Annotated in this window: 17 protein-coding genes; 14 read left to right on the top strand and 3 right to left on the bottom strand. The window is 55.3% G+C overall.

The annotated features are described in order from the left end of the window. Nucleotides 1–105 precede the first annotated feature (105 nt). Nucleotides 106–1,458 (bottom strand): molecular chaperone, encoded by a 1,353-nt coding sequence (yegD, locus tag BM373_RS05785; RefSeq protein WP_090460416.1) that lies wholly within the window; start codon nucleotides 1,456–1,458, stop codon nucleotides 106–108. 119 nt (nucleotides 1,459–1,577) lie between these two features. Here yegD and alkA point away from each other — a divergent pair, with 119 nt between their 5' ends. Beyond that, complete coding sequence (gene alkA / locus BM373_RS05780) at nucleotides 1,578–2,456, top strand: DNA-3-methyladenine glycosylase 2 (protein ID WP_090460414.1); 879 nt, start codon at nucleotides 1,578–1,580, stop codon at nucleotides 2,454–2,456. Here alkA and BM373_RS05775 read toward each other — a convergent pair. Then, nucleotides 2,415–5,744, bottom strand: coding sequence for a diguanylate cyclase (locus tag BM373_RS05775; RefSeq protein ID WP_090460412.1), 3,330 nt, complete (start codon nucleotides 5,742–5,744; stop codon nucleotides 2,415–2,417). The genes alkA and BM373_RS05775 overlap by 42 nt on opposite strands. Nucleotides 5,745–6,100: 356 nt before the next feature. Here BM373_RS05775 and udk point away from each other — a divergent pair, with 356 nt between their 5' ends. The 3 genes from udk to asmA all read left to right on the top strand — a co-directional run bounded on the left by udk (nucleotide 6,101) and on the right by asmA (nucleotide 9,307). Next, nucleotides 6,101–6,742 carry a uridine kinase gene (gene udk / locus BM373_RS05770; protein ID WP_090460410.1) on the top strand — a complete coding sequence of 214 codons (642 nt, stop codon included), beginning with the start codon at nucleotides 6,101–6,103 and terminating at the stop codon, nucleotides 6,740–6,742. Between the two features lie 101 nt (nucleotides 6,743–6,843). Beyond that, nucleotides 6,844–7,425, top strand: a complete 582-nt coding sequence (gene dcd / locus BM373_RS05765; RefSeq protein WP_090460408.1) for a dCTP deaminase — start codon at nucleotides 6,844–6,846, stop codon at nucleotides 7,423–7,425. A 25-nt stretch (nucleotides 7,426–7,450) separates the two neighbouring features. Continuing rightward, entirely contained in the window at nucleotides 7,451–9,307 is a 1,857-nt protein-coding gene (gene asmA, locus BM373_RS05760) for an outer membrane assembly protein AsmA (protein WP_090460406.1), read from the top strand. A 225-nt stretch (nucleotides 9,308–9,532) separates the two neighbouring features. On the opposite strand, the gene BM373_RS05755 is transcribed toward asmA, so the two are convergent. Further along, a complete protein-coding gene (locus BM373_RS05755) occupies nucleotides 9,533–11,116 on the bottom strand; it encodes a TerC family protein (RefSeq protein WP_090460403.1) in 1,584 nt (527 codons plus the stop codon). Between the two features lie 715 nt (nucleotides 11,117–11,831). Between BM373_RS05755 and BM373_RS05750 the strand changes: the two genes are divergently transcribed. The 10 genes from BM373_RS05750 to gmd all read left to right on the top strand — a co-directional run bounded on the left by BM373_RS05750 (nucleotide 11,832) and on the right by gmd (nucleotide 22,016). Continuing rightward, nucleotides 11,832–12,974 (top strand): polysaccharide export protein, encoded by a 1,143-nt coding sequence (locus tag BM373_RS05750; protein WP_090460401.1) that lies wholly within the window; start codon nucleotides 11,832–11,834, stop codon nucleotides 12,972–12,974. A 3-nt stretch (nucleotides 12,975–12,977) separates the two neighbouring features. Then, the gene (gene wzb / locus BM373_RS05745) at nucleotides 12,978–13,421 is read left to right on the top strand and encodes a low molecular weight protein-tyrosine-phosphatase Wzb (protein WP_090460399.1); all 444 of its coding nucleotides are present in this window, start codon (nucleotides 12,978–12,980) and stop codon (nucleotides 13,419–13,421) included. Nucleotides 13,422–13,423: 2 nt separating this feature from the next. Next, nucleotides 13,424–15,586, top strand: coding sequence for a tyrosine-protein kinase Wzc (gene wzc / locus BM373_RS05740; RefSeq protein ID WP_090460397.1), 2,163 nt, complete (start codon nucleotides 13,424–13,426; stop codon nucleotides 15,584–15,586). Nucleotides 15,587–15,706: 120 nt separating this feature from the next. Continuing rightward, nucleotides 15,707–16,552: a colanic acid biosynthesis glycosyltransferase WcaA gene (gene wcaA / locus BM373_RS05735; RefSeq protein WP_090461071.1), complete on the top strand. Its 846-nt coding sequence runs from the start codon at nucleotides 15,707–15,709 to the stop codon at nucleotides 16,550–16,552. Next, on the top strand, nucleotides 16,552–17,043 hold the full coding sequence (wcaB, locus tag BM373_RS05730; RefSeq protein WP_090460395.1) for a colanic acid biosynthesis acetyltransferase WcaB: 492 nt from the start codon (nucleotides 16,552–16,554) through the stop codon (nucleotides 17,041–17,043). Before wcaA ends, wcaB begins: the two co-directional genes overlap by 1 nt. After that, nucleotides 17,040–18,257 (top strand): colanic acid biosynthesis glycosyltransferase WcaC, encoded by a 1,218-nt coding sequence (gene wcaC, locus BM373_RS05725; protein ID WP_090460392.1) that lies wholly within the window; start codon nucleotides 17,040–17,042, stop codon nucleotides 18,255–18,257. The genes wcaB and wcaC overlap by 4 nt, the downstream gene beginning before the upstream one ends. Then, entirely contained in the window at nucleotides 18,232–19,452 is a 1,221-nt protein-coding gene (gene wcaD, locus BM373_RS05720) for a colanic acid polymerase WcaD (RefSeq protein ID WP_090460390.1), read from the top strand. Before wcaC ends, wcaD begins: the two co-directional genes overlap by 26 nt. A 13-nt stretch (nucleotides 19,453–19,465) precedes the next feature. After that, the gene (gene wcaE, locus BM373_RS05715; protein ID WP_090460388.1) at nucleotides 19,466–20,212 is read left to right on the top strand and encodes a colanic acid biosynthesis glycosyltransferase WcaE; all 747 of its coding nucleotides are present in this window, start codon (nucleotides 19,466–19,468) and stop codon (nucleotides 20,210–20,212) included. Between the two features lie 15 nt (nucleotides 20,213–20,227). Next, nucleotides 20,228–20,788, top strand: coding sequence for a colanic acid biosynthesis acetyltransferase WcaF (gene wcaF, locus BM373_RS05710; protein ID WP_090460386.1), 561 nt, complete (start codon nucleotides 20,228–20,230; stop codon nucleotides 20,786–20,788). A gap of 106 nt (nucleotides 20,789–20,894) precedes the next feature. Continuing rightward, a complete protein-coding gene (gene gmd, locus BM373_RS05705; protein ID WP_090460384.1) occupies nucleotides 20,895–22,016 on the top strand; it encodes a GDP-mannose 4,6-dehydratase in 1,122 nt (373 codons plus the stop codon). The last annotated feature ends 2 nt before the right edge of the window (nucleotides 22,017–22,018 follow it).

Below are 22,018 nucleotides of genomic sequence, written 5' to 3'. Positions count from 1 at the left end.
GGGCGGGCCTGTGCTCGTGGGGAGAGGGAGAAGGGCGGGTTCGCGCTCGATCTGTCCCCTCTCCCCTGGGGAGAGGGTTAGGGTGAGGGGTAAACTGAACTAAAACTACCCGAACACCACCTGCGCCCAGCGCGCAAGGCCCGCGGTCACCGATCCAAAATCATCGCCGCCTGCAATCGGGATGCCCGGCAGTTTCTCTGCCAGCGCGCGTTTGATCAGCGGGGAGCGGGCGCTGCCGCCGGTCAGGTAGATCACATCCGGCGTCTCGTTGCTGCTTTCCAGCGCCAGTTGTACCTGCTCAAGAATACGTGCCAGCGGCTGATTCAGCGCGGCTTCCAGCCCGTCCTGGGTGATGGCGGTGGAAAGCGCGTCGCTGATAAACGGCAGGCTGGCCTGGACTTCTGAGGAATCGGAAAGCGCGATTTTGCTCTCTTCCGCGCTGCGCACCAGACGGTAGCTCAGGCGTTGCTTCCACACTTTCACCAGCATCGCCACTTTGTCGCCGTCGCGGGCGTCGCGTACCAGATCGTTTAACAGCCGCCCGTTGGCGCTGCTGTAAAAATCACTCTGCGCGGGCACGTCGTTGATCGCCACCGCGTTCCACCACGGCAGAACCGGCAGCGCGATGCCTTTTTCCGTTTGCCCGCCCATGCCGAGCAGCGGCATCAGGTGTTTAAACGCCAGCGCAATATCCAAATCGTTCCCGCCGATGCGACAGCCGCTGTGCCCGAGCAGGCTGCCATCGCGATCGCGGCGCTGATGCCACTGCGGGCCCATCAGCAGCAGCGAGCAGTCGGTGGTACCCCCGCCGATATCCACCACCAGCACGCGTTTTTCTTCGCGTAATGTCGCTTCAAAATCCAGCCCCGCCGCCACCGGCTCGTACTGGAATACCACGTCGTTAAACCCGGCGCGTCGGGCGGCACGTTCAAGAATGCCCTGCGCCTGCGCGTTGGCCTCATCGCCGCCCAGACCCTGGAAGTTAATCGGGCGACCAATCACCGCCTGATCGATAGCTTCCGGCAACTGGGTTTCCGCCTGCTTGCGAATGTGCAGCATCATGGCGCACACCAGATCTTCAAACAGCGCAATCTGCTGCGGCTTCAGGCCGCTGGCCCCGAGGAACGATTTAGGGGATTTGACGAAGTAGACCTCTTCGGGGTCCTGCACGTACTGATGCAGGGAATTCAGGCCGAACCTGACGCTTTCCGGCAGCACGTCGATGTCTTCATCGCGGTTGTAGTTCATCGCCCGGCGCAGCAGGGCCTGGGTTTCCGTATCGGTTGCCGCGACGCTGTGGTGGCGATAGAGCCATTCACTGACCGCCTCGCGCGTGGGCGCACAGAGCATTGAAGGGAGCAGCGAGCTGTTGTTTTCCATTTTCAGAAGCTGCGGCGTGCCGTCGCGCATGACCGCTACGGAGCAGTTGGCGGTGCCGTAGTCAAAACCAATAAACATGATAATCCCCCATGCCGGTGAAGAAGGGGGGCGACTTTAGCGGAATGGGATTTGAAAGCAAAGCAAAAAGTGTGCGGGGCGGTTAGTCTTATTTGAGGGTTAATTTTTCAGGAGACACTATGTACACACTTCACTGGCAGCCGCCTTACGACTGGGCGTGGATGCTGGGTTTTCTGGGCGCGCGTGCGGTGGCGGGCATTGAGACGGTCAGCGAGCGGCAATACGTGCGCAGCCTTGCGCTCGGCGAGCATCGCGGGCTGATCACCGTGGAACCGGATGAAGAGAGCCACACGCTGCAGGTGACGCTCAGTGACGGGCTGGTGCCGGTGGCGAATACCTGTCTTGAGCGCGTGGGCCGCCTGTTCGATCTCACCTGCGATCCTGATGAGATTGCCCGCACCTTAGGCAGTCTGGGCGCAGCGCGTCCGGGGCTGCGGCTGCCGGGATCGGTGGATGCGTTCGAGCAGGGCATCCGGGCGATCCTCGGGCAACTGGTGAGCGTGGCGATGGCGGCAAAACTGACCGCGAAAGTGGCGCAGGCGTTTGGCGAGCCGCTGGCAGATGCGCCGGGGTTTGTCTGCTTCCCCACCGCCGTGCGGCTGCGTGAGGCCGATCCGCAGGCGCTGAAAGCCCTCGGTATGCCGCTGAAACGCGCCGAAGCGATAATTCATTTTGCGAAAGCGACGATTGAAGGGCAGTTTCCGCTCTCCCCGCCAGCAGACATTGAGCAGGGAGTGAGGAATTTGCAGACATTTCCCGGCATCGGGCGCTGGACGGCGAACTATCTGGCGCTGCGCGGCTGGCAGGCGAAGGATGTTTTTCTGCCGGATGATTACGCCATCAAACAGCGTTTTCGCGGCATGACCCCCGCGCAGATCCGCCGCTATGCCGGGCGCTGGCAGCCCTGGCGCTCTTATGCATTGCTGCACATCTGGTACACCGCAGACTGGCAGCCGTCAGTTGATGGCGAAGTAACTGGTATTCAGCAGCAGATCTAACGGCTGCGGCGGCGAAATGGTGTCGCCATAGATGTAATCGATGCCGATGCCGGAGAGGGTGTCCATCATCATCGGCTGGTGCGTCGGCCCGGCAATGGTCTTCATGCCGAGGCGCTGGGCGTGGCCCTGGATGATGGTCACCATCATTTCATCCATCAGATTACCGTGCACGTTACTGACCAGTTCCGGCTCCAGCAGGATGTAGTCCGCCGTGTGCGGCCGGAGGTGATTAAAGACCTCCAGATCGCGCCCGATGTGGCTGAGAATGATCCGGCACCCGGCATGACGCAGCTTTTGCAGTCCGTTGCTGATGCTGGCGTCTTCACGCAGCAGCGTGTCGGCGTGGATCACAAAATGCATCAGACGGCCAGGGATCTGGCTTTCGTCGAGCATTCCCAGCAGTTCGTTAATCAGACTGGCGCTGGAAAGACCAGGGCCTGAGAGGGGCAGGGCAACGCTTAAGCCTTTACGCGCCACCGCCGCCGCGCTGTTGCGGAAGAACTCGTGAAGTACACGTAAATCCAGCGCCCGGATCAGATCCGGCTCGGTCAGCCCGGCGCGGAACGCGTGCTCTTCCATCACCTCGCCATCGCTGGTCCACAGACGCAGCGACAGCAGCCAGAAACTACTGGTTTCCGGTATCCGTGGTGACGCGACGCCGCGGGCGATAATCAGCAGGTGGTTGTCGTTGATCATCCGCGCCTGTTCGTCACTGGACATCAGGTTGCGGTCATGGTGAATGCCGTCCTGCTCAGGTTCATACACGGTGACCACGCCACGGCCATTATTTTTCGAGGCGTAGCAGGCGATATCAGCCTGCGACATCACTTCCGACGCCTGATAATTGGTGCGGTCAATGAGTGTGATCCCGGCGCTGGCACCGATGCGATGCAGGCGGCCTTCCCACATAAAGTGGTAGTCATTAATGGTCTGAATTAAGCGACCGGAAATATAACGGGCGCTTTCGATATTGCAGTCCGGCAGCAGCAGGCCAAACTCATCGCCGCCGAGACGTGCGAGAATGTCGGTCGAGCGCAGCATACTGAGCATCAGGGAAGAGAGTTCGCGCAGCAGCGCATCGCCCGCGGCGTGTCCGGCGGAGTCGTTTACTGCTTTAAAACGGTCGAGATCGATATACACCAGCGCGTGACGCTGGTGGCTTTCCTGCACGGTTTGCAGCAGGCGTTTGAGGTGATTTTCAAAGCTCACGCGGTTGGCAAGATGCGTCAGGGCGTCATGCGAGGCGCTGTAGCTCAACTGGCGCAGCATTTTGCGCGATTCTGTCACGTCCTGGATCACCAGCACGAAGCCGATATTCTGCCCCTCAAGGGTGCTGAGCGGGGTGATGCTGTAGTGAATATCGTAGGTGCCGCCGTTGCGACAATGCAGCACTACATCCTGCTCAATGGCCGAGCGGGACATATCGCCGCTGTGAATGTTTTCAAGCGCCGGGCCGTTATCGCCAAAGGTGATGCGCAGTACGTTCAGCAGCGCCTGGCCCATCGCATGTTCCTGCGACCAGCCGCTCATTTTCTCGGCCACCGGGTTCATAAAGGTGACGTTCATGTTGACGTCAGTACAGAGCACGGCTTCACCGATGGAATCGAGGGTGATGTGCAGACGCTCTTTTTCCTGGAACAGCGCTTCGTTCAGCGTTTTAACTTCGGTCATGTCCATGTTGACGCCGAGCAGCCGTTCCACTTCGCCGCTTTTGTTCAGCACCCGGTTAGCGAGGGTGCGGATATGGCGTACCCCCTCTTTAACCTGAATACGAAACTCCAGCTTAAAGGGAACGCGGGCGACCAGCGAGTCGCGGACGGTGCGCTCGGTGGCTTCGCGATCTTCAGGGATCACGCAGTCATACCACAACTGCCAGGTCGGTTTGACGTGAGGAGGGACTTCATACAGCTCGAACATACGTTTGTCCCAGCTGATGATGTCCGGCTCCACTTCCCACTCCCAGATGCCGATCCCTCCCGCCTCGTTAGCCAGCGTGATTCGCTCCATCAACCGTTTATTGACCCATTCGGTTTGCTTCAGATCGTTGATGTCTTCTACCTGGGAGATGAAATAGAGCGGCGTGCCGTCGGCGTGCCGCACCAGCGACACTGCCAGCAAAGCCCAGACCACGTCGCCCTGACGGGTGTAATAGCGTTTTTCCATCGAGTAACTGTTGATGTCGCCGCGCACCAGCATTTCCAGTTGCTCAATATCGGCGTTGAGATCTTCCGGCCACGTCAGTTGCTGGAAGGTGAGCGAGCGGAGCTCCTCCTGGGTGTAACCAAGAAAACGGCACAGCGCTTTATTGGCCTGTAACCACTGCCCGTCGGTGCCCACCAGCGCCATACCAATGGCGGAATATTCCATCGCATTACGAAAACGCGCTTCGCTCTCGGTGATGTGCTTGCGCTCCGCGCGAAAGGCGTACATCACCATGGTCATGACGTTGGCGGGGAGCAGCATCATCAGGAACGGCAGCCACGGCGCATTCAGCATGGCAACCGTGTGGTCAATATTCGGTTTAACGGGATTCGCCGCCATCATCAGCGACACCATCATCACGGTGATGAGGAAGACCAGGAAGGCTTCAAGACGCGGCAGGCGGATGGCGCTCCACATCAGAAGCACGATCACCGCGGTAAAAGGCCAGGGCAGATAGACCATGGAGAGCCAGCTTAACAGCAGCGTCACGGCCAGCGTCAGCAGGGTTTCCAGCAGCAGTTGCGGTTTACGGTGACGCAGCAAATAGTGCAGTTTGAACAGCAATCCCAGCGGCACCAGCGCTAACGCGCCAATGGATTCGGACAGCACCCACAGAATAAACAGGCGCACCGGGTTTTCGTTTTCGGTAAACAGACAAACCAGTATCCCGCCCAGAAGGGGAGGAACGACCGCGCTGCCCAGCGTGAGTTTGACCCAGTCGCTGAGATTTTGCAGCGGGTTGTACCAGGGGAGCATTTTACGCAGCAGTATCGCCCCGGTCAGGGCTTCTATCGCGTTGATTCCGGTGTACCAGAGATTGAGTTCCGGGGAGGGGAACAGCATAAACGACGCGACGAGGCTGCCTGCGGAACAGGTGGCAACAATCCCCGGCCACATCCGCCCCGCATGGCGGTAAAGCGCGACCATCATGATCGAGGTCGAGAACCACAGGGGTGAGAGGATGGTACCAAAACGGGTTAACTCCAGCGAAAACAGGGTAAAGATAAACGTTACCAGTCCCAAACTGAGCAAGCGCAGTAGAGGCTGGGGGGTGGAAACCAAAACGCGCTGGTATTGTTTATTCATTACCGCTTTATCCGCAGGCCCTGTGCCGCCAGGAACACATCCATAGGGTATATACCTGGTGAGTTAAAATTGGAATTTGGATTATGCTAGTACAAACAATTTACAATTCCTATGGTGACTGCTCATAATTTGACATCATAGAGATATTAATTACTTACTTAACGTTATTTCCCTGAAAGCCGGATTAAAAGTAAGCATTTTAATTTGCGTAAAGTTCATAAACCGCTATTTCGCCATGGAAAAGCAACCTTGACGTATTCGACTGGTATCACGTCCGCGAAATCCCTATAATTGCCGCGTTTGACGCGCAGGCGTCGTCCTTCCTTACATCCAGGTTAAATCAGGTCGCAAAATTTATGACTGATAAGTCCCATCAGTGCGTCATTATCGGCATTGCCGGTGCATCGGCTTCAGGTAAAAGTCTTATCGCAAGTACGCTTTACCGCGAACTGCGCGAACAGGTCGGTGATGAGCACATCGGCGTTATTCCGGAAGACAGTTATTACAAAGATCAAAGTCACTTGTCCATGGAAGAACGTGTGAAAACCAACTATGACCATCCGAGCGCGATGGATCACAGTCTGCTTTTTCAGCATCTCCAGACGCTGAAAAGCGGCACCCCCATTGATTTGCCGGTCTATAGCTACGTTGAACACACCCGCACGCAGGAAACGATTCTGATTGAACCCAAGAAGGTGATTATTCTTGAAGGGATCTTGCTGCTGACCGATGCGCGCTTGCGCGATGCGATGAATTTCTCCATCTTTGTGGATACCCCGCTCGATATCTGCCTGATGCGCCGTATTAAGCGCGACGTCAATGAGCGCGGTCGCTCGATGGATTCCGTTATGGCGCAGTATCAGAAAACCGTTCGTCCGATGTTCCTGCAATTTATTGAACCTTCCAAGCAGTACGCGGATATTATCGTCCCTCGCGGCGGTAAGAACCGCATTGCGATCGACATTCTGAAAGCAAAAATCAGCCAGTTCTTTGAATAACCGGGTTTTGTATTCATCCCCCGAATTGTGTACCGTTCAAAGATAATCTGCTGCCACCCGGCGAGGGTTCGCCGGGTCAGGCTGTACTGAGGAGAAAACCTATGCGTCTGTGTGACCGAGATATTGAAGCCTGGCTGGATGAAGGCCGCCTGTCGATTACCCCGCGTCCTCCCGTTGAACGCATTAACGGTGCCACAGTGGATGTCCGTCTGGGCAATAAATTCCGTACTTTTAGCGGCCACACCGCACCCTTTATTGATTTAAGCGGCCCAAAAGCCGAAGTCAGCGCCGCCCTTGATCGCGTCATGAGTGATGAAATCGTCCTGCCGGAAGGCGATGCCTTTTTCCTGCATCCGGGCGAACTGGCGCTGGCGGTCACGTTTGAATCTGTCACGCTGCCTGCCGATCTGGTGGGCTGGCTGGATGGCCGCTCATCGCTGGCGCGCCTCGGACTGATGGTGCACGTAACCGCGCACCGTATCGATCCGGGCTGGTCAGGGGCCATCGTGCTGGAATTCTACAACTCCGGCAAACTGCCGCTGGCATTACGCCCCGGTATGCTTATCGGCGCGCTGAGTTTTGAGCCGCTTTCCGGCCCGGCAGACCGTCCGTATAACAGCCGCCAGGACGCGAAGTACCGCGACCAGCAGGGCGCTGTCGCCAGCCGTATTGATAAAGATTGAGTCTTAACCGCTCGCTGAGGATGCCATGAGAAGAGTGTTAACCACGCTGATGATTCTGCTTGTCGTGCTTGTCGCGGGCATTTCTGCGTTGGTACTGCTGGTCAACCCTAACGATTTTCGCGCCTACATGGTGCAGCAGGTCGAGGCGCGCAGTGGTTATCAGTTAAAACTCGACGAGCCGCTGCGCTGGCACGTCTGGCCGCAGTTAAGCATTCTCTCCGGGCGGATGTCGTTGACTGCGCCGGGCGCGTCCACCCCGCTGGTCACTGCCGCGAATATGCGCCTTGACGTCGAATTGTGGCCGTTGCTCTCCCATCAGCTGCATGTGAAGCAGGTGATGTTAAAAGGCGCGGTGATCCAGCTTACCCCGCAATCGGAAGCCGCTTCCCGTCCCGATGCCCCCGTCGCCCCTGGCGAGAATCCGCTGCCGGATGTCGAAACGGACAAGGGCTGGTCGTTTGCCATTTCCCATTTGCAGGTCGCCGACAGCGTGCTGGTCTTCCAGCATGAAGATGAAGAGCAGGTGACGGTGCGGGATATTCGCCTGAATATGGAGCAAAACCCCACCTACCAGGCGGCCGTGGAGTTTTCCGGGCGTATCAACCGTAATCAGCGCGATCTGGCGCTCGCAATGAAAGCCCGCGTGGATGCCAGCGATTATCCGCACAATCTGAGCGCGGCAATCGAACAGTTTGACTGGCAGCTTAAGGGCGGCGATTTGTTGCCGCAGGGGATTAGCGGCCAGGCGACGTTGCAGGCCAGCTGGCAGGAGCCGCAAAAGCGTCTCTCTTTCAGCGACATGCACATTACCGCCAATGACAGCGTGATGAGCGGGCAGGGGAGCGTTGTGCTTGCCGATAAGCCCGAATGGGCGCTGGATCTGAATTTTGACAAGCTCAATCTGGAAAATCTGTTGAGCGCGCCTGAAAGCCTGGCGGCGAGCGGAACGACGGTACAAAAGGGGCAAGCCCAGCCTTCATTGCCGCGTCCGGTGATCGCCCGCGACAGCGACGATCCCGCCTACGACAGCCTGCGCGGTTTTTCCGCTCAGGTGGCGCTTAACGCCAAAAGCGTGCGCTGGCGTGGCATGGACTTTACTAACGTCAGCAGTCAGATAACCAATCAGGCCGGGCTGCTTACGCTCTCCACCCTTCAGGGGACGCTCGGCAAAGGGCAGATCTCGCTGCCCGGTGAGTTAGATGTGCGTGGCAATCAGCCCAAAAGCCAGTTCCAGCCGAAGCTGGACAACGTTGAAATCGGCACCATTCTGAAGGCGTTTGATTATCCTATTGCGCTTACCGGCAACCTGTCGATGGCGGGTGATTTCTCAGGCGATCAGATCGACGCCGACGCCTTCCGCCGTAGCTGGCAGGGTCAGGCGCACGTTGAAATGACCGACACCCGCATGGAAGGGCTGAATTTCCAGCAGCTTATCCAGCAGGCGATTGCCCGCAGCAGCAACGACGTGAAAGTGCAGCAGAATTATGACAACGCCACCCGTCTCGACGCGTTTAACACCGAACTGGCGCTCGACCGCGGGAAAATCACCCTTGAGGATATGGAAGGCCAGTCGCCGCTGCTCGCCGTCGACGGTAAAGGCACGCTGGATCTGATCGACGAACTGTGCGACACCCACTTTAACGTCCGCGTTGTCAGCGGCTGGGGCGAGGGCGACAGCAAGCTCATTGAGTTCCTGAAAAATACACCGATTCCACTGCACGTTTACGGCAAATGGCAGACGCTTAATTACAATCTGCAAGTGGACCAGGTGCTGCGCGAGCATCTGCAAAGTGAAGCGAAACGCCGCCTGAACGACTGGGCGGACCGCAATAAAGAGAGTAAGTACAATAAAGATGTGAAGAAGCTGCTGGATAAGCTTTGAGTGGGGCGGGGGGCAAGACCCCTCACCCTAACCCTCTCCCCATGGGAGAGGGGACAGATCGAGCGCTGACTCGCCTTTAGGGGGCCAGACTGAGCACGGACTTGCTTTTCCCCCTCTCCCTAAGGGAGAGGGCCGGGGTGAGGGTCCAGACTGAGCACGGACTTGCTTTTCTCCCTCTCCCTCAGGGAGAGGGCCGGGGTGAGGGTGTATTCCCCCCACACCCCATCACACCTCGTAATTCATCTCTTCCTCAACCCTCAGCGGCACAATCTGCACCTTCTGCACCCGGTGGCTTTCCACCTGCAGCGTTTTAAGCCGGAAATCCCCGACCTGCACTTCCTCACCCACCTGCGGGATGCGCTGCAAATGCTCCATCAGCAGCCCGGCAATGGTGTGGTATTCGCGCTTATCATCAAGCGGCAATGGAACGTACTGCACCAGGTCTTCCAGCGGCATATGACCGTTCGCCGTCCAGCTTCCGTCTGCGTTTTTCTGGATATCATGACGGGCATCGATCTCTTCCACTTCATTCGGCAAATTCCCGGCGATAGTTTCCATCACGTCGCTGAGCGTCACCACCCCTTCAACCGAACCAAATTCATCCACCACAAAGGCAAAGTGCGTGCGGGCGTTGCGGAACTGTTCCAGCGCCTGCAACAGCGGCAGCCCTTCCGGGAACACCAGCGGCTGACGGATCAGCACCTCTAAATTCAGCGGTTCGCCGCGCATCGCCTGCTGGAGCAGATCCAGAATATGCACCACGCCGAGCAGATCTTCCGCGCCGTCACCACCGGTGACCACCACCCGCGTATGCTGATTTTTATCCAGCAGCTCGCGGATCTCCTCCTCGGGGGCGGTGAGGTCGATGTATTCGATATCGTGGCGGGAGGTCATGATGCTGCTTACGGTGCGCTGATTGAGGTTCAGCACCCGCTCAATCATCAGCCTTTCCTGAGTATTAAAAATCTGCGTGTCGTCGTGATCCGCCAGCATTGACGCAGTTTCTACATCCAGCTCGGCGTCTTCTTTACGCCCGCTAAGCAGGCGCATCACCGCTTCCGTAGTGCGCTGACGCAAAGTGTTATCGGCAAACAGGAAGCGGCGGCGGTTGAAGATCGCCAGTTGATTGAGCGCTTCAATCATTACCGAGAAACCAATCGCGGCGTACAGGTAGCCTTTCGGTATATGGAATCCAAAGCCATCGGCGATCAGGCTAAAACCAATCATCAGCAGGAAGCTGAGACAGAGAATGACGATAGTGGGATGGTTATTGACGAAACGGGTTAACGCTTTGCTGGCGAGCAGCATTAATGAAATGGCGATAATCACCGCGGCCATCATCACCGGGAGGTGATCGACCATCCCGACGGCGGTGATCACCGAGTCGAGAGAGAAAACCGCGTCCAGAATAACAATTTGTGTCACCACAGCCCAAAATTTTGCCCCCCGGCGCTGCGTGGGGTTGTCGCTGTCTTTGCCCTCCAGCCGCTCGTTTAACTCAACCGTCGCTTTGAACAGTAAAAAGAGGCCGCCAAACAGCATTATTAAATCGCGGGCGCTGAAACTGAGACCGCGCACGGTAAACAGTGGGTTCGTCAGCGTCACAAGCCAGGAGATTGACGCCAGCAGCAGCAGGCGCATGAGCATTGCCAGAATCAGGCCCGTCACGCGCGCGCGGTCACGCTGTGAAGGAGGAAGTTTTTCTGCAAGGATGGCAATAAAGACCAGGTTATCAATGCCGAGCACCAGTTCGATCACGATCAGTGTGAACAATCCGGCCCAGATTGACGGATCGGCAATCCATTCCATTAGTGTTTATACCTTTCGTTACATTCCATTAGGGGGTTGTACCTTTCGTTAAATGACCTGAAGATCATGGATAATAAAAACCACAATTGCAATATTCCCCTGCGATTTATCCGAATAATCTATTTCGCGGAAAATGACATAAAAATGACTTATCCTTAATATTACTGTGATTAATTAACGATCTGGAATACTCCCGCAAATTAGGATATTTCGCATTCGTAAAGCTATATATATACTTTGTCAACCTAAAGTAATTCCTAAAAGTCCGAAAATTTGCGCTTAATATTAATCTTAAAAATAGCAGACCAGGAGGATGTTACCTTGCCTGGTATAGGGTTAGCTGCAACAATTCCTCGGGCGTAACAAAGCATTTGCTGGGTGTAATATTAATTATGCTTTGCCACGTCATGATAGTCTTTCCTGCCAGTTCGGCCTGAATAGTTCGTTATTATATCAGTACATTTGTATCTGTAGAGAATATCTATAACTATCTGTTTTATCAGAGGATTGGTATCTGGAAGCCAGGGGCGGTAGCGTGCCTGGAGACGCGTCAATGAGCCCCGGTTATTCTGTTAAAAAATTGCGTTGAAATAAGCATTTTTAGGACTGATGCCAGTTATATTCGGCGGCAGTTATCTGCATGCTAATCAGGAATAAAGTTAATGCTTATTAAAGCCGCACAGGATAATTACTCTGCCAAAGTGATAAATAATCAATGATGAAATCCAAAATGAAATTGATGCCATTATTGGTGTCTGTGACCTTGATGAGTGGTTGCACGGTTTTTCCCGGCAGCAATATGTCAACCATGGGAAAGGATGTGATTAAGCAGCAAGATGCTGATTTTGATCTCGACCGCATGGTGAATGTTTATCCTTTGACTCCCCGACTGGTGGAACAGTTACGTCCCCGTCCTAATGTCGCACAGCCGAATATGTCACTGGATCAGGAGATCGCCGCTTATCAGTACCGCGTCGGTCCCGGTGATGTTCTGAACGTCACCGTCTGGGATCACCCGGAACTGACCACCCCCGCCGGGCAGTATCGCAGCTCCAGCGAAGCCGGTAACTGGGTGCAGCCGGATGGCAGCATGTTTTATCCCTATATCGGCAAAGTCCACGTGGTCGGTAAAACTCTGGGAGAGATCCGCAGTGATATTACCAGCCGCTTAGCGCAGTACATCGCTGACCCGCAGGTGGACGTTAATATCGCTGGGTTCCGCTCGCAAAAAGCCTATGTATCAGGTCAGGTGAATAAATCCGGCCAGCAGGCGATCACCAACGTCCCGCTGACGGTGCTGGACGCCATCAACGCCGCGGGCGGGTTAACCGATAACGCCGACTGGCGCAACGTGGTCTTAACCCACGAAGGCCGCGAACAACGCATTTCTTTGCAGGCGCTGATGCAAAACGGCGACCTGAGCCAGAACCGCCTGCTTTATCCGGGCGACATCCTCTTTGTTCCGCGTAACGATGACCTGAAAGTCTTCGTGATGGGTGAAGTGAAAAAACAGAGCACCCTCAAAATGGACTTCAGCGGCATGACGCTGACCGAAGCGCTCGGCCAGGCAGAAGGTCTGGATATGAACACCTCCAACGCCAGCGGCATCTTCGTGATCCGTCCGCTGAAAGGCGAGGGTGGACGCGGCGGCAAAATTGCCAACATCTACCAGCTCGATATGTCCGATGCGACCTCGCTGGTTATGGCGACCGAATTCCGCCTCCAGCCTTACGACGTGGTGTACGTCACGACCGCGCCGGTTGCCCGCTGGAACCGTCTCATCAATCAGTTGTTGCCGACCATCAGTGGCGTTCGCTACATGACCGACACGGCCAGCGACTTACGGAACTGGGAATAAGCGATGTTTAATAAAATCCTGGTGGTCTGTGTGGGCAACATTTGCCGGTCGCCCACCGCTGAACGGTTACTGAAGACGTATAACCCCAACCTGACCGTCGACTCGGCAGGGCTGGGGGCGCTGGTCGGAAAAGGGGCCGATGCGAATGCCCTTTCTGTTGCAGCAAAACATGATGTTTCCCTGGAAGGCCACAGCGCCCGGCAGATCTCGGCGCGGATGTGCCGTGAATACGATCTGATTCTGGTGATGGAAAAACGCCACATCGATTCTCTGTGCGATATCGCACCGGAGATGCGCGGCAAGGTGATGCTGTTCGGTCACTGGGACGCGGAGCGCGAAATTCCCGATCCGTACCGTAAAAGCCTTGAAGCCTTTGAGGCAGTTTACAGCTTACTCGACAGATCTGCCCGCCAGTGGGCGCAGGCCTTGAACGTTCAGCAGGGATAACAATGACAGACAAAATACACCATTCTTCGACCCCTCAGACGGGTAGCGATGAAATTGATCTGGGCCGCCTTGTCGGGACGGTGATCGAAGCGCGCTGGTGGGTCATCGGCATCACGGCGGTCTTCGCGGTGGCGGCGGTGATTTACACCCTGTTTGCCACGCCGATTTATAGCGCCGACGCGCTGGTACAGATTGAGCAGGATACCGGCAACTCGCTGGTGCAAAACCTCAACAGCGCGCTCTCGAACAAACCGCCTGCCTCGGAAGCAGAAATCCAGTTGCTTAAATCGCGCCTGGTGCTCGGCAAAACCGTGGACGAGCTGGACCTGGATATCGCGGTCAGCAAGAACACCTTCCCGGTGTTTGGCGCGGGCTGGGAGCGGCTGATGGGCCGCCAGAATGAGACGGTAAAAGTCAGCACCTTTACCATCCCGAAAGGCGCAGGCGACCAGATCTTTACCCTGCGCGTGCTCGGGCCTAAAGAGTATCAACTGACCAGCGACGCCGGATTCAGCGCCAAAGGCGAAGTCGGCAAGCTGCTGGATAAAGACGGCGTGACCTTACAGGTCGATGCGATTGCTTCCTCCGCCGGTCAGGAATTTACCGTCACCAAATATTCGTCGCTGGGCATGATTAACTCATTGCAAAACAATCTGACGGTGACGGAAAACGGCAAAGACACTGGCGTATTAAGCCTGACCTTTACCGGCGAAGACAAAGATCAGATCCGCGTCATTCTGAACAGCATTATGCGCAACTACCTTGAGCAGAACGTGGCGCGCAAATCGGAAGAAGCGGCCAAGAGCCTGGCGTTCCTCGCGAAACAACTGCCGGAAGTGCGTTCCCATCTGGATATCGCTGAGAACAAACTCAACGCGTTCCGTCAGGATAAAGACTCGGTGGATCTGCCGCTGGAAGCCAAAGCGGTGCTCGATTCGATGGTCAACATCGACGCCCAGCTTAACGAGCTGACCTTTAAAGAAGCGGAAATCTCCAAGCTCTACACCAAAGCGCACCCGGCCTACCGCACGTTGCTGGAAAAACGTAAAGCGCTGGAAGATGAGAAAGAGAAACTGAACGGGCGCGTCACCGCCATGCCGAAAACGCAGCAGGAAATTGTGCGTCTGACGCGTGATGTGGAGTCCGGGCAGCAGGTTTATATGGCGCTGCTGAACAAACAGCAGGAACTGAAAATCACCGAAGCCAGCACCGTTGGCGATGTGCGGATTGTCGATCCGGCCATCACCCAGCCGGGCGTGCTGAAGCCGAAGAAAGCGCTGATCGTACTGGGCAGCATTATTCTCGGCCTGATGCTGTCGATTGTCGGCGTGCTGCTGCGCTCGCTGTTTAACCGTGGCATCGAAAGCCCGCAGGTTCTGGAAGAGCAGGGGATCAGCGTCTACGCCAGCATCCCGCTTTCCGAGTGGCAAAAATCCCGCGACAACGCCAAAACCGTTAAAGGTTCGAAGCGTTATAAACAGAGCCAGTTGCTGGCGGTCGGCAACCCAACCGATCTGGCGATTGAAGCCATCCGTAGTCTGCGCACCAGTCTGCACTTCGCCATGATGCAGGCCAGCAATAACGTGCTGATGATGACCGGGGTAAGCCCGTCCATCGGTAAAACCTTTGTCTGCGCCAACCTGGCGGCGGTGGTCAGTCAGACCAACAAACGCGTGCTGCTGATCGACTGCGATATGCGTAAAGGCTACACCCATGAACTGCTTGGCACTGACAACATCAACGGTCTGTCGGACGTGCTGGCGGGCAACGGCGACATTTCCGCCTGCGCCAAACCGACCTCCATTACCCACTTTGATCTTGTACCGCGCGGCCAGGTGCCGCCGAACCCGTCAGAGCTGTTAATGAGCGAACGCTTCACGCAACTGATTGAGTGGGCCAGCAGCCAGTATGACCTGGTGCTGATCGATACCCCGCCAATCCTCGCCGTCACCGACGCGGCTGTCGTCGGTCGCCACGCGGGCACCACCCTGATGGTGACCCGTTACGCGGTGAACACGCTGAAAGAGGTCGAAACCAGCCTCAACCGCTTCGCGCAGAACGGCATTACGGTGAAAGGGGTGATCCTGAACTCCATCTTCCGCCGCGCGACCGGGTATCAGGATTATGGCTACTACGAGTACGAATATAAGTCGGATTCGAAGTAGGGCGCTTTTATGTTCACCCTCACCCTAACCCTCTCCCTGAGGGAGAGGGGACGAAACCTCCCTCTCCCTCAGGGAGAGGGCCGGGGTGAGGGTTAAAACAGACTTATTCGGGGAATGGATATGACAACTACAGCTAACCCATTGATCTCAATTTACATGCCGACCTGGAATCGTCAGCAGTTAGCGATCCGGGCGATTAAATCCGTCTTACGTCAGGATTATCCCCACTGGGAGATGATCATCGTCGACGACTGTTCCTCCTCTTATGAACAGCTTGCGCAGTTTGTCGAATCGCTGGGCGATCCGCGCGTCACCTATACGCGTAACGCCTTCAACTCCGGGGCTTGTGCGGTGCGCAATCAGGCGATTTTGCAGGCGAAGGGGCACTACATTACCGGCATCGACGATGACGACGAATGGACGCCGAACCGCCTGTCGGTATTTCTGGCGCACAAGCACCAGTTGGTGACGCACGCGTTTTTATACGCCAATGATTATGTCTGCGAGGGGGAGGTTTACGCCCAGCCCGCCAGTCTGCCGCTGTACCCGAAGTCCCCGTATTCCCGCCGACTCTTTTATAAGCGCAACATCATTGGCAATCAGGTATTTACCTGGGCCTGGCGCTTTAAAGAGAGTCTGTTTGATACCGAGCTGAAGGCGGCTCAGGATTACGACATTTTCCTGCGCATGGTCGTGGAGTACGGCGAGCCGTGGAAAGTGGACGACGCCACGCAGATCCTGCACGTCAATCACGGCGAGATGCAGATCACCGCTTCGCCGAAAAAATTCTCCGGCTACTTCCACTTTTATCGCAAGCACAAAGACAAATTCGACCGTGCAAGCAAGAAGTACCAGCTGTTTACGCTCTACCAGATCCGCAATAAGCGCATGACCTGGCGCACGCTGTTAACCCTGCTTTCCGTGCGTAACGGCAAGCGTCTGGCAGACGGGTTACGGGGTAAATGATGCGACTGGACGACTTTCGCGCTAATCACTGGAGCCTGCGTCCGTGCTGCATGGTGATGGCTTACCGCATCGCCCATTTTTGCTCGGTGTGGCGCAAAAAAAACGTGCTTAACAATCTCTGGGCCGCTCCCGTTCTGCTGCTCTACCGCTTCGTGACGGAATGTCTGTTTGGCTATGAAATTCAGGCGGCGGCGACCATCGGACGCCGGTTCACCATTCATCACGGCTACGCGGTGGTGATCAATAAAAACGTGGTGGCCGGGGACGATTTCACTATTCGCCATGGCGTGACCATCGGCAACCGCGGGGCTGACAGCCTGGCCTGTCCGGTGATTGGCAACAACGTGGAGCTGGGTGCCAACGTGGTGATCATCGGTGATATCACCATTGGCAACAACGTCACCGTTGGCGCGGGCAGCGTGGTGCTCGACAGCGTGCCGGACAACGCGCTGGTGGTGGGTGAGAAAGCGCGCGTGAAGGTGATTAAATGAACATTTTACAATTTAACGTGCGGCTGGCAGAAGGCGGAGCCGCAGGCGTGGCCCTCGATTTACACCAGCGCGCGCTGCAAAAAGGCATGGCCTCGCGCTTTGTCTATGGCTATGGCAAAGGCGGCAAAAAAAGCGTCAGCCACGACCGCGTTCCGCAGGTGATCAAGCAGACGCCGCGCCTGACTTCAATCGCTAACCTGGCGCTGTTCCGCCTGTTTAACCGCGATGTATTTGGCAATCTTAACCCGCTTTACCGCACCGTGACCCGCACGCCGGGCCCGGTGGTACTGCATTTTCACGTGCTGCACAGCTACTGGCTGAATCTGGAGGAGGTGGTCGCCTTCTGCCAGAAAGTCAAAGCCCACAAGCCGGACGTGACCTTTATCTGGACCCTGCACGATCACTGGAGCGTGACCGGGCGCTGCGCCTTTACCGACGGCTGCGAAGGCTGGAAAACTGAGTGTCAGAAATGCCCGACGCTCAACAACTATCCGCCGGTAAAAATCGACCGTGCCCATCAACTCGTCAGCGGTAAACGCCGTCTGTTCAGAGACATGATGGCGCTCGGCTGCCAGTTTATCTCCCCCAGCCAGCACGTGGCGGACGCCTTCAACAGTCTGTACGGGGCAGGGCGCTGCCGGATTATTAATAACGGCATCGACGTGGCGACTGAGGCGATTCTGGCGGATCTCACCCCGGTACGTGAAACCCAGGGCGCGCCGAAAATTGCCGTTGTCGCCCACGATCTGCGCTACGACGGCAAAACCAATCAGCGGCTGGTGCGCGAGATGATGGCGCTCGGCGATAAGATCGAACTGCACACGTTCGGCAAGTTTTCCCCGTTCGAAGGGGCAAATGTCATTAATCACGGGTTTGAAACCGACAAGCGCAAACTGATGAGCGCGCTTAATGAAATGGATGCGCTGGTGTTCAGCTCCAGAGTGGATAACTACCCGCTGATCCTCTGCGAAGCGCTCTCCATTGGCGTGCCGGTGATCGCCACCCACAGCGATGCGGCGCGTGAAGTGCTGCAAAAATCGGGCGGCAAAACCTTTGCTGAAGAAGAGGTGATCCCGCTGGTGCAGCGCCCGAAAGCGGAGATCGCCCAGGCGGTATTTGGCACCACGCTTGACGCGTTCCGCGCGCGCAGCCGCGAGGCCTACAGTGGACAACAGATGCTGGAGGAGTATGTCTCGTTCTATCAGAATCTGTAGCTATCTGCTGCTGCCGCTGATCTACCTGCTGGTTAACGTGAAAATTGCCCAGCTTGGCGAAAGTTTTCCGATCACTATCGTGACCTTTTTGCCGGTCTTGCTGCTGCTGTATGTGGAAAAAATCAGCGTCAAAAAGCTGATGATTGCACTGGGCATCGGTGCGGGGCTCACCCTCTTTAACTACATTTTCGGTCAGTCGCTGAACCCCGGGAAATATGTCACCTCGACGCTGCTGTTCATTTACCTGGTGATCATCATCGGCATGGTGTGGAGCATCCGCTTTAAGCGGGTGTCACCGCATAACTACCGCAAGATTTTGCGCTTCTTTTATCTGGTCGTCGGTTTTATCGTCACGCTGGCGGCAATGGAAATGGCGCAGATTATTCTCACCGGCGGCAGTAGCCTGATGGAGAATATTTCGAAATATCTGATTTACAGTAACAGCTATGTTCTGAATTTCATTAAGTTTGGCGGTAAGCGAACCACGGCGATGTATTTCGAACCGGCTTTCTTCGCTCTGGCATTAATCTCAATTTGGCTCAGCATCAAACAGTTTGGTATCAAAACCCCAAAGACCGATGCTATGATTCTCGCAGGGATAATACTTTCTGGGTCCTTCTCCGGTGTAATGACGTTTATCCTGTTCTATCTACTGGAGTGGGCATTTCAGTATCTGAATAAAGAGGCGATTAAGAAAAAGCTGCCTCTGGCAATCATTTCTTTAGCGGCGTTTATCGTGGGTGTGGTATTTGCTTTCCCCTATATTTCTGAACGCCTCGGTGATTTAGGTACGGAAGGATCTTCATCCTATTATCGCATTATCGGACCGCTGGCGATGGTGGGGTATTCATTAACCAACGTTGATGGCCTGGTACGTTTTGGATCTCTTTACGAATATGTTGCATCATTCGGAATCTTTAACGGTGCGGACGTCGGGAAAACAATAGACAATGGCTTGTATCTGCTAATCATTTATTTTTCCTGGTTCGCAGTGTTACTGACGATTTGGTACATGGCTAAAGTGGTAAAAATGACAATGAACGCGTTTGGCAATAATCGGAATTATCGTGTTCAACTTTATCTTTTTACCCCGGTGTCGCTGTTTTTTACCGGTTCAATTTTTAGCCCGGAATATGCGTTTTTAATCGTCTGTCCTTTTATTTTGCGCAAAGCGCTAAATATTACGAATTCATGAAAAGGTGGCTTCCATGCTTCTCAGTGTTATTACCGTCGCGTTTCGCAATTATGACGGCGTGGTGAAAACGCAGGCGTCCCTGGCGCATCTGGCGGAGGCCCACGACATCACTTTTGAATGGATCGTGGTGGACGGCGGTTCAAATGACGGCACCGCAGAATTTCTCGAAAATCTCAACGGGCAGTACAACTTACGTTTTGTTAGCGAGAAAGATAAAGGCATTTATGACGCGATGAACAAAGGGATTGCGATGGCTGAAGGCCGCTTCGCCTTGTTCCTTAATTCCGGTGATATTTTCCACCCGGACGTCGCCGATGTGGTTCGCCAGTTAAAAGATGTCAATGAAGACGCCATGTATATTGGCGATGCATTACTCGATTTTGGCGACGGTACCAAACGCCGTCGCAGCGCGAAACCCGGCTGGTATATCTACCACAGTTTACCGGCCAGCCATCAGGCGATATTTTTCCCGGTCAGCGGTTTAAAATCCTGGCCTTACGATTTGCAATATAAAGTTTCATCTGATTATGCGTTAACCGCCCGTATGTTTAAGGCCGGATATTCCTTTAAACGTCTGAAAGGATTAGTTTCGGAATTTTCCATGGGTGGTGTCTCTACCTCGAATAATCTGGAATTATGCCGCGACGCCAAAAACGTCCAGCGCAAAATATTGCGCGTGCCGGGCTTCTGGGCAGAAATATCTTATTTACTGCGTAAGCGCACCACCGGTAAAACAAAAGCCTTATATAACAAAGCCTGAATATAAGGAAAAACAATGCAAGATTTACAAGGATTCTCCGTGCCTGCGGGGTTTCGGGGTGCCAGCGCAATTAAAGTTCAACTCTGGTGGGCGGTACAGGCAACCTTATTTGCCTGGTCACCACAGGTATTGTATCGCTGGCGGGCTTTTTTATTGCGTCTGTTTGGCGCGAAAGTCGGAAAGGGCGTGGTTATCCGCCCCTCGGTAAAAATTACCTATCCGTGGAAATTAACCCTCGGTGATTATAGCTGGGTCGGTGATGACGCAGTGTTATATACCCTCGGTGAGATCGCTATCGGCGCAAATTCCGTGGTGTCACAAAACTGTTATTTATGCACCGGTAGTCACGATTATCAGAGCGCGTATTTTGATATTAACGCAACGCCCATCGTGATTGGTGAGAAATGCTGGCTGGCGACCGATGTGTTTGTCGCCCCCGGTGTGCAGATTGGCGATGGCACCGTGGTCGGTGCGCGCAGCAGCGTATTTAAATCGCTTCCGGGCAATGTGATTTGCCGGGGGAATCCGGCAGAAGTGGTGCGGGAGCGTAGTGAAGAATTTTCACCCTCACCCTAACCCTCTCCCTGAGGGAGAGGGGATCGATCCTCCCTCTCCCATGGGGAGAGGGCCGGGTGAGGGGAAATAACGAATACAACGTCCTACTGAACAAAGGAAAACCAACATGACTAAAGTAGCACTCATTACCGGCGTAACAGGGCAGGATGGCTCTTATCTGGCTGAGCTCCTTCTGGAAAAAGGCTATGAAGTTCACGGCATCAAACGTCGTGCCTCTTCGTTTAACACCGAGCGCGTGGATCACATCTATCAGGATCCGCACACCACCAACCCGAAATTCCACCTGCACTACGGCGATCTGACCGATACCTCCAACCTGACGCGCATCCTCCAGGAAGTGCAGCCGGATGAAGTCTACAACCTGGGTGCGATGAGCCACGTTGCTGTATCGTTCGAAGCGCCGGAATACACCGCTGACGTGGATGCTATCGGTACCCTGCGTCTGCTGGAAGCCATTCGCTTCCTCGGTCTTGAGAAGAAAACCCGTTTCTACCAGGCCTCCACCTCTGAGCTGTACGGTCTGGTGCAGGAAATCCCGCAGAAAGAAACCACCCCGTTCTACCCGCGCTCGCCGTATGCGGTCGCCAAACTGTATGCCTACTGGATCACCGTTAACTACCGCGAATCCTACGGCATGTATGCCTGCAACGGCATCCTGTTCAACCACGAATCCGCGCGTCGCGGTGAAACCTTCGTGACCCGTAAAATCACCCGTGCGATTGCCAACATCGCTCAGGGCCTCGAATCCTGCCTGTACCTCGGCAACATGGATTCCCTGCGTGACTGGGGCCATGCCAAAGACTACGTGAAAATGCAGTGGATGATGCTGCAACAGGAACAACCGGAAGACTTCGTGATCGCCACCGGCGTGCAGTACTCCGTGCGTCAGTTCGTGGAAATGGCGGCGGCGCAACTGGGCATCAAACTGCGCTTTGAAGGCACCGGCGTTGACGAAAAAGGCATCGTGGTATCCGTGACCGGTCATGATGCACCGGGTGTGAAACCAGGCGATGTGATCATCTCCGTTGACCCGCGTTACTTCCGTCCGGCGGAAGTGGAAACCCTGCTTGGCGATCCGAGCAAAGCGCACGAAAAACTGGGCTGGAAACCGGAAATCACCCTCCAGGAAATGGTGTCTGAAATGGTTGCCAAGGATCTGGAATCCGCGAAGAAACACTCCCTGCTGAAAGCGCACGGGTACGATGTGGCTATCGCGCTGGAGTCCTGAGA

The sequence above is a fragment of the Enterobacter sp. kpr-6 genome (assembly GCF_900116015.1).
Taxonomy (GTDB): Bacteria; Pseudomonadota; Gammaproteobacteria; order Enterobacterales; family Enterobacteriaceae; genus Enterobacter_D.
Note: the sequence above shows the minus strand (reverse complement) of the source record. Positions and strands in the feature narration are given on the sequence as shown.

Excerpts from the sequence above, each read along its gene's own strand:
- wcaF (WP_090460386.1), top strand. The coding sequence starts at position 20,228 with ATGCAAGATTTACAAGGATTCTCCGTGCCTGCGGGGTTTCGGGGTGCC.
- dcd (WP_090460408.1), top strand. The coding sequence starts at position 6,844 with ATGCGTCTGTGTGACCGAGATATTGAAGCCTGGCTGGATGAAGGCCGC.
- wcaC (WP_090460392.1), top strand. The coding sequence starts at position 17,040 with ATGAACATTTTACAATTTAACGTGCGGCTGGCAGAAGGCGGAGCCGCA.
- yegD (WP_090460416.1), bottom strand. The coding sequence starts at position 1,458 with ATGTTTATTGGTTTTGACTACGGCACCGCCAACTGCTCCGTAGCGGTC.
- wzb (WP_090460399.1), top strand. The coding sequence starts at position 12,978 with ATGTTTAATAAAATCCTGGTGGTCTGTGTGGGCAACATTTGCCGGTCG.
- BM373_RS05775 (WP_090460412.1), bottom strand. The coding sequence starts at position 5,744 with ATGAATAAACAATACCAGCGCGTTTTGGTTTCCACCCCCCAGCCTCTA.
- gmd (WP_090460384.1), top strand. The coding sequence starts at position 20,895 with ATGACTAAAGTAGCACTCATTACCGGCGTAACAGGGCAGGATGGCTCT.
- wzc (WP_090460397.1), top strand. The coding sequence starts at position 13,424 with ATGACAGACAAAATACACCATTCTTCGACCCCTCAGACGGGTAGCGAT.
- alkA (WP_090460414.1), top strand. The coding sequence starts at position 1,578 with ATGTACACACTTCACTGGCAGCCGCCTTACGACTGGGCGTGGATGCTG.
- wcaE (WP_090460388.1), top strand. The coding sequence starts at position 19,466 with ATGCTTCTCAGTGTTATTACCGTCGCGTTTCGCAATTATGACGGCGTG.
- wcaA (WP_090461071.1), top strand. The coding sequence starts at position 15,707 with ATGACAACTACAGCTAACCCATTGATCTCAATTTACATGCCGACCTGG.
- asmA (WP_090460406.1), top strand. The coding sequence starts at position 7,451 with ATGAGAAGAGTGTTAACCACGCTGATGATTCTGCTTGTCGTGCTTGTC.
- udk (WP_090460410.1), top strand. The coding sequence starts at position 6,101 with ATGACTGATAAGTCCCATCAGTGCGTCATTATCGGCATTGCCGGTGCA.
- wcaB (WP_090460395.1), top strand. The coding sequence starts at position 16,552 with ATGCGACTGGACGACTTTCGCGCTAATCACTGGAGCCTGCGTCCGTGC.
- BM373_RS05755 (WP_090460403.1), bottom strand. The coding sequence starts at position 11,116 with ATGGAATGGATTGCCGATCCGTCAATCTGGGCCGGATTGTTCACACTG.
- BM373_RS05750 (WP_090460401.1), top strand. The coding sequence starts at position 11,832 with ATGATGAAATCCAAAATGAAATTGATGCCATTATTGGTGTCTGTGACC.
- wcaD (WP_090460390.1), top strand. The coding sequence starts at position 18,232 with ATGTCTCGTTCTATCAGAATCTGTAGCTATCTGCTGCTGCCGCTGATC.